Source organism: uncultured Modestobacter sp. (assembly GCF_947486615.1).
Lineage (GTDB): Bacteria > Actinomycetota > Actinomycetes > Mycobacteriales > Geodermatophilaceae > Modestobacter.
In genome coordinates this window covers 277,038-290,997 of record NZ_CANKUD010000001.1, presented here as the reverse complement: position 1 = coordinate 290,997, position 13,960 = coordinate 277,038, and the positions used below count along the sequence as shown (strand labels likewise).

At 75.5% G+C, this 13,960-nt stretch carries 15 protein-coding genes; 8 read left to right on the top strand and 7 right to left on the bottom strand.

Annotated features, from left to right (window positions below; all coding sequences use genetic code 11):
- Nucleotides 1–6 precede the first annotated feature (6 nt).
- From Q1A09_RS01425 to Q1A09_RS01400, 6 genes are all read right to left on the bottom strand, one after another.
- The gene (locus tag Q1A09_RS01425) at nucleotides 7–579 is read right to left on the bottom strand and encodes a GerMN domain-containing protein (protein ID WP_299951172.1); all 573 of its coding nucleotides are present in this window, start codon (nucleotides 577–579) and stop codon (nucleotides 7–9) included.
- Nucleotides 576–2,024, bottom strand: a complete 1,449-nt coding sequence (locus Q1A09_RS01420) for a HAMP domain-containing sensor histidine kinase (protein ID WP_299951169.1) — start codon at nucleotides 2,022–2,024, stop codon at nucleotides 576–578. The genes Q1A09_RS01425 and Q1A09_RS01420 overlap by 4 nt, the downstream gene beginning before the upstream one ends.
- Nucleotides 2,021–2,698: a response regulator transcription factor gene (locus Q1A09_RS01415; protein ID WP_299951166.1), complete on the bottom strand. Its 678-nt coding sequence runs from the start codon at nucleotides 2,696–2,698 to the stop codon at nucleotides 2,021–2,023. The genes Q1A09_RS01420 and Q1A09_RS01415 overlap by 4 nt, the downstream gene beginning before the upstream one ends.
- Before the next feature lie 71 nt (nucleotides 2,699–2,769).
- Entirely contained in the window at nucleotides 2,770–3,648 is an 879-nt protein-coding gene (locus Q1A09_RS01410) for an alpha/beta fold hydrolase (RefSeq protein ID WP_299951164.1), read from the bottom strand.
- Nucleotides 3,645–4,592 (bottom strand): YihY/virulence factor BrkB family protein, encoded by a 948-nt coding sequence (locus Q1A09_RS01405; RefSeq protein ID WP_299951161.1) that lies wholly within the window; start codon nucleotides 4,590–4,592, stop codon nucleotides 3,645–3,647. Before Q1A09_RS01405 ends, Q1A09_RS01410 begins: the two co-directional genes overlap by 4 nt.
- Nucleotides 4,593–4,784: 192 nt before the next feature.
- Entirely contained in the window at nucleotides 4,785–5,990 is a 1,206-nt protein-coding gene (locus Q1A09_RS01400) for a cation:proton antiporter (protein ID WP_299951159.1), read from the bottom strand.
- 182 nt (nucleotides 5,991–6,172) lie between these two features.
- Here Q1A09_RS01400 and Q1A09_RS01395 point away from each other — a divergent pair, with 182 nt between their 5' ends.
- The 6 genes from Q1A09_RS01395 (at nucleotide 6,173) to Q1A09_RS01370 (ending at nucleotide 11,075) form a co-directional block, all read left to right on the top strand.
- A complete protein-coding gene (locus Q1A09_RS01395) occupies nucleotides 6,173–7,006 on the top strand; it encodes an alpha/beta fold hydrolase (RefSeq protein WP_299951157.1) in 834 nt (277 codons plus the stop codon).
- Between the two features lie 326 nt (nucleotides 7,007–7,332).
- Nucleotides 7,333–8,259 carry a hypothetical protein gene (locus tag Q1A09_RS01390; RefSeq protein WP_299951152.1) on the top strand — a complete coding sequence of 309 codons (927 nt, stop codon included), beginning with the start codon at nucleotides 7,333–7,335 and terminating at the stop codon, nucleotides 8,257–8,259.
- Nucleotides 8,260–8,334: 75 nt separating this feature from the next.
- Complete coding sequence (locus Q1A09_RS01385) at nucleotides 8,335–8,814, top strand: DUF2975 domain-containing protein (RefSeq protein ID WP_299951149.1); 480 nt, start codon at nucleotides 8,335–8,337, stop codon at nucleotides 8,812–8,814.
- A complete protein-coding gene (locus tag Q1A09_RS01380) occupies nucleotides 8,814–9,065 on the top strand; it encodes a helix-turn-helix transcriptional regulator (protein ID WP_299951147.1) in 252 nt (83 codons plus the stop codon). Before Q1A09_RS01385 ends, Q1A09_RS01380 begins: the two co-directional genes overlap by 1 nt.
- Entirely contained in the window at nucleotides 9,062–10,186 is a 1,125-nt protein-coding gene (locus Q1A09_RS01375) for an NAD(P)/FAD-dependent oxidoreductase (protein WP_299951144.1), read from the top strand. The genes Q1A09_RS01380 and Q1A09_RS01375 overlap by 4 nt, the downstream gene beginning before the upstream one ends.
- A gap of 79 nt (nucleotides 10,187–10,265) precedes the next feature.
- The gene (locus Q1A09_RS01370; protein WP_299951142.1) at nucleotides 10,266–11,075 is read left to right on the top strand and encodes a TSUP family transporter; all 810 of its coding nucleotides are present in this window, start codon (nucleotides 10,266–10,268) and stop codon (nucleotides 11,073–11,075) included.
- Between the two features lie 10 nt (nucleotides 11,076–11,085).
- Here the strand turns inward: Q1A09_RS01370 and Q1A09_RS01365 are convergent, their stop codons facing one another.
- Nucleotides 11,086–12,258 (bottom strand): MFS transporter, encoded by a 1,173-nt coding sequence (locus Q1A09_RS01365; RefSeq protein ID WP_299951139.1) that lies wholly within the window; start codon nucleotides 12,256–12,258, stop codon nucleotides 11,086–11,088.
- Between the two features lie 200 nt (nucleotides 12,259–12,458).
- Between Q1A09_RS01365 and Q1A09_RS01360 the strand changes: the two genes are divergently transcribed.
- A complete protein-coding gene (locus tag Q1A09_RS01360) occupies nucleotides 12,459–13,496 on the top strand; it encodes a TerC family protein (protein ID WP_299951136.1) in 1,038 nt (345 codons plus the stop codon).
- On the top strand, nucleotides 13,493–13,786 hold the full coding sequence (locus Q1A09_RS01355) for a winged helix-turn-helix domain-containing protein (RefSeq protein ID WP_299951133.1): 294 nt from the start codon (nucleotides 13,493–13,495) through the stop codon (nucleotides 13,784–13,786). Before Q1A09_RS01360 ends, Q1A09_RS01355 begins: the two co-directional genes overlap by 4 nt.
- The last annotated feature ends 174 nt before the right edge of the window (nucleotides 13,787–13,960 follow it).

Genomic DNA, 13,960 nt, shown 5'->3' with positions numbered 1-13,960 from the left:
GGGTGGTCAGTCGGTCGGTGCGCCGGGCGAGCTGCTGACCGCCGGAGCGGCCGACCGGTAGTCGTCCCGCTCCACCGGTGCGCCGGTGAGGCCCGCGTCGGTGGGCACCTCCACCGGCACCCCGCCGGAGGTGAACCACACCTCGTCGATGCTGGGCAGCGTGGTGAGGGTCCAGACCAGCTGCGCGAACGTCAGCAGCTGGTTGCCCCCGCTGACGTCGGTCAGCTCGACCGGCAGGTCCACGACCAGCCGGCCCGCGGCCAGCCCGGTGGGGACGATCGGGGTCTGCGGGGCGATCGCGGTCCGCAGCCCGGAGAAGACCTCGGTGCGCGTCGGCCCCGCGACGAGCACCTCGAGCAGGGTGGTGGGGTCCTGGGCCGGTGCCGAGCGGGCCACCGCTTCCAGTTCGGTGCCGCGGACGAAGAACACCTCGACCTCGACGCTTCCCGGGCCCGGGCTGGTCGCCCGCGACGTCGGCGCCTCGGTCAGGGTGAGCCGCTCCGGACGGTCCTGGGAGCCGACCCCGCACCCGGCGACCAGCAGCAGGAGCCCGAGCAGGACGACGAGGGCGCGCCTCACCGGGTGCTCCCCAGTGGCAGCTCGACGGTGAAGCGCGCTCCGCCCTGCGGGCTGTCGCCGACGGTGACGCTGCCGTCCATCGCCTGCAGGTGCCGGGTGACCAGGGCCAGCCCCAGCCCGGCCCCGGGGGTGTGCACCCGCGAGCTCCCCGCGCCGCGGGCGAAGCGCTCGAACACCCGGTCCCGGTCCCCGGCCGGCACCCCGGCGCCGGCGTCGTCGACCGAGATCCGGACCGTCCCCCCGTCCGCGGCCAGGACCAGCCCGCGCAGCCCCTGGCCGTGGGTGTCCGCGTTGTCGATCAGGTTGCCCAGCACCCGTTCCAGTCGGCGCTTGTCCGCCCGCACGACCAGTTGGTCGACGTCGTCCGGTGCCTCGACCGGCACCGGTGGCCGCCCGGCCAGCGAGCGGCGGGCCAGCAGCGCGCGGACCAGGTCGGCCACCCGGACGTCCTCGAGTGCGGCGTCGGTGCTGCCGGCGTCGGCCCGGGAGATCTCCAGCAGGTCCGCGACCAGCCGCTCGAAGCCGAGCACCTCGGCCCGCAGCAGGGCCAGCCCCTCCTGGCCGTCCGCCGGCAGCCGGTCGACGTGCTCCTCGACCAGCGACATCGCCCCGAGCATGGCGGTCAGCGGCGTCCGCAGCTCGTGGCTGACGTCGGCGGCGAACCGGGCGTCGCTGCGCACCCGGGCCTCGAGGGCGGCGACGGTCTGGTTGAACGAGGCGGCGAGCGGGGTCAGCGACGGGTCGCCCTGCGGGTCCAGCCGGGCGCCCAGGTCGCCGGCGGCGATCGCGCCGGCGACGGTGGAGATGCGCTCCAGCGGGCGCAGCGCCGGCCGGGTGCTCCACCAGCCCGCGACCAGCGACAGCGGCACCGAGGCCAGCACCGCCAGGGCGAGCACCGTGCCCAGCACCCGGTAGGTGCGGTCCAGCTCGTCCAGCGGGAAGACCTCGAAGTAGGCGTCCTCCAGTCCGGCCAGCGGGATGCCGACGGCGAGCACCGTCTCGCCCTGCACGGTGATCCGCTGCCGGGCCGGGCTGCCCTCGACCACGGTGTCCCGCAGGCCCCGGGGCAGGTCGTCCCGGCCGACCAGCAGCGATGTCGTCGTCCACTCGCCGCTGTCCACGAACAGCGAGGTCGACCCGGTCTGCCGGGGCAGCTGGGCCAGCAGCTGGGGGAGGGTGAGCCCGGCCGCGGACGCCCCGCGCTGCAGCTGGGCGGAGTTGGCGCTGGCCTGGGCCAGGGTGGCCCGTTCCCGCTGCAGCAGCAGGTACTGGGAGACCGCTCCCCACACCGTCAGCGCCAGCGCGGTGGAGAGCACCAGGCTGATCGCGCCGAAGGCGAGGGCTGCCCGGCCGCGGAGGGTCCGGGGCCCCGGGCGGCGCGCGGTCCGCAGCAGCCGGCGCCGGACCGCCGGCCGGTCGGCCGCGGTCAGGACGGCGCTGCTCACGCAGGCACGCGGTAGCCCATCCCGCGCACCGTCAGGACGACGGCCGGGGAGCTCGGGTCCCGCTCGACCTTCTTGCGCAACCGCCGGACGTGCACGTCCACCAGCCGGGAGTCCCCGAAGTAGTCGTAGCCCCAGACCCGGTCCAGCAGCTCCTCCCGGCTCAGCACCCGGCCGGGTTCGGCGGCGAGCTCGCACAGCAGCTTGAACTCGGTGCGGGTGAGGTCCAGCGGCGCGCCGTCCCGGGTGACCGTGCCGTCGGCGGGGATGAGCACCAGGTCGCCCACGGCCACCTCCCGGCGCGGCTCGGGGACGCGGGTGCGCCGGGCCAGCGCCCGGATCCGGGCGGACAGCTCCTTGGGCACGAACGGCTTGGACACGTAGTCGTCGGCCCCCGCTTCCAGGCCGGCGACGACGTCGTGGCTGTCCGACCGGGCGGTGACCATGATCACCGGGGTGTTGGAGGTCCGCCGGATCGCCCGGCAGACCTCGAAACCGTCCTGCCCGGGCAGCATCAGGTCCAGCAGGATCACGTCGAACTCCTGCTCGGCCAGGCGCGCCAGCCCGGCCTCCCCGCTCTCGGCCTCGGTGACCCGCAGGCCCTCGCGCTCCAGGGTCAGCTGCACGATGCGTCGGATGCGGGGGTCGTCCTCGATGACCAGCACGGACCGTGACACGTCGGTCAGTCTGCCCATCGGCGGCCCGGCCCACCAACTCCCAGCGGAGGGGGACGCCGTCCCCGCGCGGCTCAGCCGGTGCGCTCCTGCTGCGTCCGCCGGATCAGCCGGGCCACCTGCCCGGCGACCACCTCGGGGTCGGTCAGCGGCAGCATGTGGCCGCTGCGCGGCAGGGACACCAGCTCCCCGGCGGGCAGCGCGTCCAGCAGCCGCCGGGCGTCGTCGTCGGGTACCTCGTTGTCCTGACCGCCGTGCACGACGACCGCCGGCGCCGTGAGCGCCGGGGCCAGCCGCTGCCCGTCGTGGCTGATGCTGGCCAGCACGGTGCCGGCGAGTGCGCGCGGCCGGGTCGCCAGGAAGTCCGCGCGGGCCCGGGCCACGAGCTCGGCCGGCTCGTGCGGGGCGAACGCCCACCGCCGCGACACCCGGTCGGTGACGGCGTCCCAGCCGCGCAGCCGGCGTCCGGCGCGCACGCCCAGCAGCAGCAGGCCCAGCCAGGCGGCCCGGACGACGGCGCCCACCGGCGCGGGCAGGCCGTGGGCGGGCAGGCCGGGCACGGTCACGGCCGAGCCGCCCGACCCGGCGAACACAGCACCTGCCACGTGCCCGTCACCAGCGGTGGCCACGTGCTCCAGCAGGATCGCCCCGCCCAGGCTGTGCCCGACCAGCGTCACCTGCTCACCGCCCCGCCGGACGTGGTCCAGCACCGCGGCCAGGTCGGCGGCGTGGCTGGCCAGCCGGTAGCGGCCGGTGCCCGCCGGTCCGCTCCCGGCGTGGCCCCGCAGGTCGTAGGCGACCACCCGGCAGGTGCCGGCCAGCCGGTCGGGCACCTCGCCCCACGAGCTGGTCGACATGCCCAGGCCGTGGACCAGCACGACCAGCGGCGCGTCCTCGGCACCCCAGGTGGACACGGCCAGGTGGGTGCCGTCGAACGAGACGACGTCGGTCATCGGTGCTCCTCGGGTGGTGACGGGCGGGACGGAACGGGGGTGGCGCCGGCGACGAGCTCCAGCTCGGCGGAGACGGCGAAGCCGAAGAGGACCGCCGCCGAGGCCGTCTGCGACCACAGCAGCAGGAAGACCACGCCGGTGAGCGGCCCGTAGACGGTGCCGAAGCCGGCCGACACCTGGAGCGCCCCGGCCAGCAGCAGGGTGAGCCCGGTCCAGGCCAGCAGGGCCAGCCCGCCACCGAAGAGCAGGATGGGCCAGCCCGGCTGCCGCCGGTGGGGGGCCGACCTCAGCAGCACGGTGACCGGGCCGACGACCAGCAGCACGCCGACCGGCCAGGTCAGCAGCAGCACGAGGTCGTCGTCGGTCCCGTGGACCTCCTCGACCGCGTCGGCGAAGGCACTGCCGGCGACGAGGACCAGCGACCCGGCCATCGCGGGCAGGCCGGCGACCAGGGCCAGCACCAGCGCGCGGCCGTACCTGCGGCGGGTCGGGCGGTCGGTGTCGATCCCGTACACCCGGTTGGCGCCGCGTTCCAGCTGGGCCATCGCGGTGGTCAGGGCCAGCAGGGCGGCCGCGACCACAAGAACGAACGCCGAGATCCGCAGCGCCGACTCGTCGGACCCGGGCAGCGTCTGCCGGACCAGGGCGTCCGATGCCCCCGGGGTCAGCTGCAGCAGCGTCCGGCGCAGCACCAGCCCCATCCAGGAGGCGTCGAGCAGCTGGGCCAGCCCGATGACGGCGATGACGAGCGGGACGACGGCGAGGGAGACCTGGAACCCGGTCGCCCGAGCGTGCGAGAAGCCGTCACCGTGCCGCAGCCGGCCGAACGACCGGACGGTCAACGAGCCCAGCCCCTCGTGCCGGATGACCCGCCAGACGGCCCGGGCGGTCAGCGGGTCGGTCCGGCGGACGGCGAGCTCGGGGACCACGTCGACGGCGCTCATCGCTCGGGCACCGTCCTCCTCGCACTCGTCGCGGTCCGGTCGGCTGCCCGGCGTGGGTCCTGCTGGTCCTCAGGAGGCCTGCTGCCGATCGCGGCAGGTGGCCCGGACAGGGGTGGTGCCCACCCGGCTGCCGCCCCAGCCGGGATGTCGCGGGATCGCCACGCAGGTGCAAGGCGACCGCAACACCGGCGGTCAGCCCTCGGCGGCCCGCCGGTACAGGCGACGGCCCGGGGCGGAGCTCACCCCGTGCGCCAGGGTGCTCGCCGCGACGACCAGGCTGCCGGCCGCCCACAGCCGGGGGTCGGCGACGCCCTCCTCGACGCTGAAGGTCAGGTAGAAGACCGCGCTCACCCCGATCGGGCCGAACCAGCCGAGGAAGACGCCGTCGCGCAGCCGCAGCCCGAGCGGCCGGGTCAGGGCCAGCAGCACCGGCAGCCGGCGCAGCAGCAGCACCGCGACCGGGAACGCCACCGCACCCCAGCCGAGGTCCACCCAGGCCGACCAGGGCAGCTCGATGCCCAGCAGCAGGAACAGCGGCAGGACGACGTACCGGTTGACCCCCTCGTCGATGGTGTTCTGCGGCCCGACCTCGTCGTTCGCGACGACCGCGTTGTAGGCCAGCCCGGCGACGAAGACCGCCAGCACGCCGTCGGTGTTGGCCACCCGGGCCAGCCCCAGGACGGCGATGGCCAGCACCAGGGTGAAGATCAGCGAGGCGCCCTCGGAGACGTCGGAGCGCCGCAGCGCGAACGTCACGGCCCGCCCGGCGACGAACCCGGCGGCGGCGCCGATCGCGGCGCCCACCGCCACCTGGTAGACCCCGTCCAGGGCGGCGTGCCCGACGGACTCGCCGACCACCAGGGCGATGCCCAGCAGCACCAGCGGCAGGGCCAGCCCGTCGTTGGTGCCGGACTCGGCCGACAGCAGCTGCCGGGTGCGGGCCGGGAGGTGCTCCTCGGCCGGCTGCCCGGTGACCACGCTGGAGGCCAACACCGGGTCGGTGGGCGCGATGCAGGCGCCGAGGAGCAGAGCCAGGGCCAGCGGCACCCCCAGCACCAGCCAGGCCAGCCCGGCCGACAACGCCGCCATGCCCACCATGCCCACCGACACCAGCACCGCGGTGGGGGTGACGATCGGCCGCAGGCGGCGGACGGGGTAGCGCAGGGCCACCCCGACCAGCGAGACGGCCAGCAGCACCCGGCCCATCTCGCTGAGCAGGGTCGGGCGGGTCGTCTCGGAGACCTCGATCAGGCCGAGCAGCTGCGGGCCCACGAGCACGCCGAGCAGCATCGCGAGCAGCGGTTCGCTGAACGGCAGGTCGCGGATGCGGCTGGACAGCGCGGCCAGCGCGACGGCGAGGCTGCCGACCAGGGCGTAGGCCAGGTGGAGCTGGTCCATCGGGTCGTCCTCCGGGGCGGATCGCACGCGGCCTCGGGCTCGGGCCGGCTGTCGATCATGCCGCCGGTGGCGCGGGTGCGCGCACCGGGCGGCCCGGTCGCGGCGACCCCTGACATGCCCACCGATGGGTCGGGTGCGCCCGGGCGGTGCATCGAAAGGCGGTGGCCGGGCATGGCATGGACATGGCGGCACAGATCGGATCGACCCGGATGATCGACGTCGGCGAGCACCGGCTGAACGTGTGGACGGCGGGGAAGAGCGGCCCGCCCGTCCTGCTGGTGCACGGCATCCCGACCAACCACCGGCTGTGGGCCGACGTCGTGCCCGCGGTCTGCGGGTCCGCCCGGGTGGTCGCCGTCGACATGCTGGGCTACGGCAGCTCACCCGCCCCGGACGGCGCCCGGGTCGACCTGGCGGCGCAGGCAGCGCTGCTGGTCGACCTGCTCGACGTCCTGGAGCTGGAGCGGGTCGTGGTGGTGGGGCACGATCTCGGCGGTGGCGTCGCGCAGATCCTGGCCACCACGAACACCTCGCGGGTCGCGGGCCTGGGCGTGGTCGACGGAGTCTGCTACGACGCCTGGCCGGTGCCGCTGGTGCGGGCGATGAAGGCGGCCTGGCCGGTGATCGACCGGCTGCCCCCGTCGGCCGTGGCGGCCGCGCTCCGGCCGGCGCTGCGCAGCCTCTTCGCCCACCAGGAGCGGGCCGGCCGCTTCATCGACGACTTCGTCGCGCCCTGGGCCGAGCCGGACGGGCCGCGCCGGCTGGCCCGGCACCTGCGCTCGCTGGACTCGGTGTACACCCAGACCGTGGCGCCGTTCCTGCCCCGGCTGGACCTGCCGGCCGAGGTGGTCTGGGGGCGCAAGGACCACCAGATGAAGCCCGAGCACGGCGAGCGGCTGGCCGGGGACCTGCCCGGTGCCCGGCTGACCTGGGTGGAGGACGCCAGCCACTTCGTCCCGGCCGACCGGCCCGACGTGGTCGCCGAGGCGGTGCTGCGGCTGGTCGCCCGGGCCTGAGCCGGCTCGCCCGCGCGGCGGCGCGACCGGACGCCCGCCCGGGGACGTGGTCTCGCTCGCACCCGCCGTCGCGCTGCGAGCGGGGAGTGCCGGGAGGGTGCAGGTCACGCCGGTGCGGCGGCGCACCGGTCGACCAGCGGTGCCGGCAGATGCGGATCGTCACGGGACGAATCCGCTCCGATGCATTGTCACGAAACGGCAACGGCGGTTAGCGTGACCCGGTCCGGTCGGTCGTCTCGCCCCCGCGGGGGAGCCCGCACACCCGCCGTAGCCCACACCCGCCGGGTCGTCGGAGCTACGCTCGCACCCTCGGAGCACCACGACTCATGCGCCCCCGTGCCACCCTGTCCGGCCTGCGTCGCCGGAGCAGTCAGCCGCGCCGCGGCATGCTCGCCGCCGCTCGCCGTCCCGGGGTCTTCCTGGGGGCCGCCGCTGCCGGTGCGGTCCTGGTCAACGTCCTGGTCGGCGCGGAGCCGGCCGCCCAGGCGGTCGGCGTCTCCGAGTCGGTCAGCGTGGCCGAGGAGCTGGGCCTGACCGCGCTGTCCGCGCCCGTCGACCCGGCACGGGACCTGGCGCCGCTGGAGCAGCTGGCCGCCAGTCGCAGCACTCGCGAGGCCGCGCAGACCGCCGCCCAGCAGGCGCAGGCGGCCGCCGACCAGGCCGAGGTGGAGCGCCAGCGGCTCGAGGCCGAGGCCGCCGCGAAGGCCGCCGAGGAAGCCGCCGCCGCTGCGGCCGCTGCGGCAGCAGCCGAGGCCGCCGCCCAGGAGCAGGCCGCCGCCGAGCAGCGCGCCGCCGAGGCAGCGAGCGCCCCGGCCGCCGCCAAGCCGTCCGCCGCCAAGCCGTCCGCCGCCAAGCCGTCCGCGGGCTCCGTCTCGGCCGCGATCGCCGGTGCGGTCGCCCGGATCACCAACAACGCCGGCAGCGTGAAGCCGCAGGTCCAGCGGGCTGCCGACCAGGTCGTCTCCAACGTGCCCGGGGCCGCCGGCATCACCCTGGGCGGCACCCGGGCGAGCGCGGCCGACCCCGGCGGCCACCCGTCGGGCCTGGCGCTGGACTACATGGTCATGTCCGATGCGGCCCTCGGGGACGCCATCGCGCAGTACCACATCGACCACTGGGCCGAGCTCGGCGTCGAGTACGTGATCTGGGAGCAGCGGATGCTCAGCTCGCCGGGCGGCTCCTGGAAGGCGATGGAGGACCGGGGTGGCGTGACGGCCAACCACTTCGACCACGTGCACGTCAACTACCGCTGACCGACCCGCCCGCCGATCGGGCGACACGCACCCGGGTCGATTGACTTTCGATAGACAGTCAACGACATTCGATGCATGGCGATCGAACAACGGGCCGTGGCCCCGCTCCGGGTCCTCCTCGTGGTGCTCTTCGCGGTGCTCGTGGTGCTGCAGACCGTCTCGCTGCCCGGTGAGTTCGCGCAGCAGGCACAGGAGCAGCCGCAGGACGCCCACCTGCGCTGGCCGCTGACCGCCGTCGCGGTCTTCCTGGTGCTCTGCGTGCAGGTGGTCGTCGTCGCCACCTGGAAGCTGCTCACCCTGGTCGAGGACGACCGCATCTTCAGCGATGCCTCCACGGCCTGGGTCGACGCGATCGTGCGCGCGGTCGGGGCGGCATGGGTCGTGCTGACCGGCGCCTCGCTGTGGTTCGGCCTGCACGCCGACGACCCCGCGGTGCCCCTCCTGCTGGCGCTGACCTGGGCCGGGGTCACCGTGCTCGGGCTGCTGATGGTGGTGCTGCGGGCGCTGCTGCGGCAGGCCACCACCCTGCGCACCGACATGGAAGCCGTCATCTGATGCCGATCGTGGTGCGGATCGACGTCCAGCTGGCCCGGCGCAAGATGAGCGTGGGCGACTTCGCCGAGCGCGTCGGGCTCACCCCGGCCAACGTCGCGGTGCTGAAGAACGGCCGGGCCAAGGCGGTGCGGTTCAGCACGCTGGAGGCGATGTGCCGGGTGCTCGACTGCCAGCCCGGTGACCTGCTGGAATGGGTGGCCGACGCCGACGACGAGCAGGTGGCCGTCGGCGCCGCCGCGGGGGACGAGTGACCGGTCCCGACGCCTGTGACGTGCTGGTCGTCGGTGCCGGACTCGCCGGGCTGCACACCGCGACGCTGCTGGCGCAGCGCGGCCACGACGTGCTGCTGGCCGACCGGCGGACCACGCTCACCGGGGCGATCCGCACCACCGGCATCTTCGTCCGCAAGACCCTCGACGACTTCCCGCTGCCGGCGGACTGCCTCGGGCCGCCGATCCGCCGGGTGGTGCTCTACCCGCCCTCGCTGCGGGGCCCGGTGACCCTGGTCAGCGGGCGCGACGAGTATCGGGTGGGGGACATGGGTGCGCTGTACCTCGCCGCCGCCCGCACCGCGGTGGACGCCGGCGTCCGGCTGGCGCTGGGCACCCGGTACGTCGGCCGCGCGGACGGCGAGGCCCAGCTGCTCGGCCCCGACGGGCCGGTGCGGGTGCGGGCGCGGTTCACCGTCGGCGCCGACGGAGCGCGGTCCCGGGTCGCCCGCGACCTGGGGCTGGACCGCAACCGGCACCTGCTCGTCGGCGCGGAGGAGGTGTTCGCCGTGCCGCCGGGCGACGGGCCCCCGGCGTTCCACTGCGTGCTCGACCCGTCCCTGGCCCCGGGGTACCTGGCCTGGGTGGTGGACGACGGCGAGCACGCCCACGTGGGCGTCGCCGGGTACCCCGACCGGTTCCCCGACGGCATGCGGGCGGCGCTGACGAGGTTCCGGGCCGCGGCCCCCGGCCTGGAGCGGCTGGACCGGGCCGGTGAGGTGGAACGGCGCGGTGGCCCCATCCCGGTCGGCGGGCTGCTGCGCCGGATCGCCGGTCCGGACGGGCTGCTGGTCGGCGACGCCGCGGGGGCGGTCTCCCCGCTGACCGCCGGCGGGCTGGACCCGTGCCTGCGCCTGTCCGAGCACGCCGCCGACGTCCTCTCCGACGCGCTGGCCGCCGGGCGACCGGCGCCGCTGGCGCACTACGACGGCGCCGCGCTGCGGGCCTCCTTCCGCGGCCGGCTGCTGCTGCGCCAGGGGCTCGCCCAGGTGCGCACGCCGGCGATGGCGGCGGCCGCCTTCGCCCTGCTCCGGACGGCGCCGGGCCGGGCCGCGGCCCGTCGGGTGCTGTTCGGCGACCGGTCGTTCCCCACGCCCGGCTGACTGCCCGGCTGACCGCCCGCCGGGCTCGTCGTGCCGGCTCCTACCGTGTGCCGGTGCCCTCGACCGACCGGTCCACCGGATGACCGACGTCCTTGCGCTCGACCTGTTCCCCGAGGGCCTCACCCCGACCGTGCTGGTGCTGGTGCTGCTGGCCGCGTTGACCGCGGGCTTCATCGACGCCGTCGTCGGCGGGGGTGGTCTGGTGCAGCTGCCGGCGCTGCTGCTGGTGCCCGGGCTCACCCCGGTGCAGGCGCTGGCGACGAACAAGCTCGGCTCGATCCTGGGCACCACCACCAGCGCCGTCACCTTCTACCGGCGGGTGCGCCCGGACCTGCGCACGGCGCTGCCGATGGCCGGGGTGGCGCTGGTCGCCAGCTTCGTGGGCGCCTCGATCGCCGCGCTGCTGCCGGCCGAGGTCTTCAAGCCGGTGATCGTGGTGGCGCTGGTGGGCATCGGGGTGTTCACCGTGCTCCGCCCGGCGCTGGGTGAGGTCACCGCGCTGCGGCACCTGGGCCGGCGGCACCACGGCATCGCCGCGGGCGTGGGGGTGGTCATCGGGTTCTACGACGGGATCCTCGGGCCGGGCACCGGGTCGTTCCTGGTCTTCGCCCTGGTCTCGCTGCTGGGCTACGACTTCCTCGCCGCCAGCGCCAAGGCCAAGATCGTCAACGTCGCCACCAACCTGGGGGCGCTGCTTTTCTTCGTCCCGCACGGCTCGGTGTTCTGGGGTCTGGGCCTGCTGCTCGGCGCCGCCAACACGGTCGGGGCCTACCTGGGTGCCCGGACGGCGACCAGCCGGGGGAGCCGGTTCATCCGGGTGGTCTTCCTCGTGGTGGTCACCGTGCTCATCGCCCGGCTGGGCTGGGACGTCTGGACCGAGAACCGCTGACCGGCCCGGGTCAGGCCCGGCGGCGCAGCTCCCGGGCCAGCCAGCCGGCCAGGGTCAGCGGGACGACGAGGAAGGCGGTCATCACCGGCACGGTGCCGAACGCCGAGCCGAGCGAGGCCAGCAGCAGCGGGGTGCCGAAGCCGGCGTAGGCGAAGGCGTAGAAGGCGCTGTTCATCGCGCCGCGGGCGTGCGGCGGGGCGAGCCGGGCGGTGAGGGTGAGCCCGGCGGTCAGGCACAGCCCCCCGGCGGCACCGAGCAGGGTCGCGGCGGGCAGCAGCAGGAGCTCCGAGCCGGCCACGATCGCGACCACCCCGATCCCGTGACCGACCACGGCCAGCACCATGCCCAGCGGTGCCGCGCCCCGCTCGGCCCGCCGGCCCAGCCGCGCGGCGACCGCGCTCGCGCCGAGGGCGAGGCCGGCGAGCAGGCCGGCGTAGGCCACCCCGACCCCATCGGGGACGACGAGCAGCGGCAGCAGGGTCGCCGCCACCGTCGGGAAGGCGAACACCCCGATCGCGGTGGGGGCGAGCACCGCCCAGAACGGCCGGCGGGCCTCCGGCGGCAGACCGAGCGCCAGCACCTTCCCCGGCCGGCGGGTGAGCACCGTCTCGGGGACGGTGAGCAGCGCGGCCAGCCCGACCAGCAGGACGGCGACGTGCACCAGATAGGGCAGCGTGGTGGGCGCGGGGCCGTACTGGGCGAGCAGCCCGCTCATCGCCGGTGCGACCGCGAAGCCGAGCGAGGTCGAGACCGCGCCGCGGGTGGCCGCCGACTGCTGGCCGTCCGGGCCGGCCAGGTCCTGCAGCCAGGCGTTGGCCACGGAGAACACCACGCCGGAGACCGCGCCCTGCAGCAGCCGGCCCAGGTAGAGGAGCGGCAGGTGGTCGGCGGCGGGCAGGAACAGCAGCGAGACCAGCCCGGCCAGGACGGCGAAGGGCAGCACCACCGCCCGCCGGCCGAAGCGGTCGGACGCCGCGCCGGAGACGGTGAGCGCGGCGATCAGGCCGAGGGCGTAGCAGCCGAAGACGGCGGTGATGTCGGCGTCGGACAGGCCGAGGGTGCGCCGGTAGACCAGCAGCAGCGGGGTGGGCACGTTGGTGCCCAGGGCCACGGTGAACAGGCCCAGGGTCAGGGCGTCCAGCTGCCGGCGTGCGGGGCTCCGCTGGACCTCCGGCGCCGGCACCTGCGGGACGCTACCGGCCCGACCGCGACGGGCGTGCACTTGCGGCGGACATGTGAAGTGCGCTTCACTTGTCCCATCAGTGGAGGGGAGTACCCCACACCACCTCGTCGTCAGTACGGCCCTCCGGCCCGGCGTGGTGGGCTCCCGGGGCACCGGGCGCGGGGGAGACCTCCGGTCGTCTTCTGACCGGGAGGTGCCCCGTGAACGTCCCCCTCTGGATCTGGCTCGCCGTGCTGGCGGTCATCCTGGCCATGCTCGCCATGGACCTGTTCGCCCACCGCCGCGCGCACGTGATCGGCGTGCGGGAGGCCGCCGCCTGGTCGGCGGTGTGGGTCGCCCTGGGCGTCGGCTTCGGCGTGCTCGTCTGGTGGCGGGCCGGCGCCGACTTCGGTCAGCAGTACTTCGCCGGCTACCTGATCGAGAAGTCCCTCGCCGTGGACAACGTCTTCGTCTGGGCGATCGTGCTGACGTACTTCGCCGTCCCCCGGGAGCTGCAGCACCGGGTGCTCTTCCTCGGCGTCCTGGGTGCCCTGGTGTTCCGCGGCGTGTTCATCGCCGCCGGGTCGGTGCTCATCGCCAGCTTCAGCTGGGTGCTCTACCTCTTCGCCGCGTTCCTGCTGTTCACCGGGGTGAAGATGATCCGGCAGCGCGACGAGCACCTGGACCCGGAGCGGTCCCGGGCGCTGCGGGTCTTCCGCCGGTTCGTGCCGATGACCGACGCCTACCACGGGCAGCGGCTCGTCGTCCGGGTCGCCGGCCGGCTCGTCGCCACCCCGCTGCTGGCCGTGCTCGTGGTCATCGAGGTCACCGACGTGGTGTTCGCCGTCGACTCCATCCCGGCGATCTTCGCGGTGACCGACGAGCCGTTCCTGGTGTTCACCGCCAACGCCTTCGCCGTCCTGGGGCTGCGGGCGATGTACTTCCTGCTCGCCGACCTGGTGCACCGGTTCGTGTACCTGAAGACCGGGCTGGCGCTGGTGCTCGTCTGGGTCGGGGTCAAGATGATGCTGAAGGTCGACCTGTTCTACGTGCCGACGACGGTCTCGCTGGCCGTCATCGCCACCATCATCGGGGTGTCGGTCGCGGCCAGCCTGCGGGCCACCCGCGGCCAGGGCCGGGTGCCGGTGGCCACCGGCGCCGCCGCGCCGTTCCGGGTCGCGTCGGCCGAGGAGACGGCGGCCCTGGAGCCGACCTGGCGGCGGCCGGCCGCCGGAACGAGGGAGGGCGGAGCGGGGTGAGCGCCGAGCGGCCGTGGACGTTCCTGACCAACCACGGGCACGTCCTGCTGGCCGTCGCCGGGGCGCCGGACGCCCGGGTCACCGAGATCGCCGCGCAGGTGGGCATCTCGCCCCGGGCCACCCTGACGATCCTCGGCGACCTCGCCGACGCCGGGTACGTCCGGCGCACGCGGGTCGGGCGGCGCACCCACTACGCCGTGCAGCCGCACCAGCCGTTCCGGCACCCCGCCGCCGCGGCGCACGAGGTCGACGAGCTGCTGGCGATCTTCCAGCGGCCGGCCGACGGCTGACGCCGGCCGCACCGGCGGTGACCGGCCGGCCGCCGGGGGTGGGCACCCGCCCCCGGCGGCCGGATCCGGCCGCGTAACTCCCTTGACCTCAGGTGCACCTGAGGGGCCAGCATCGCCGCTGGACGCCCGGACGGACGGGGTCCCCGGGTTCGTACCGGCACACCGATGACTTCC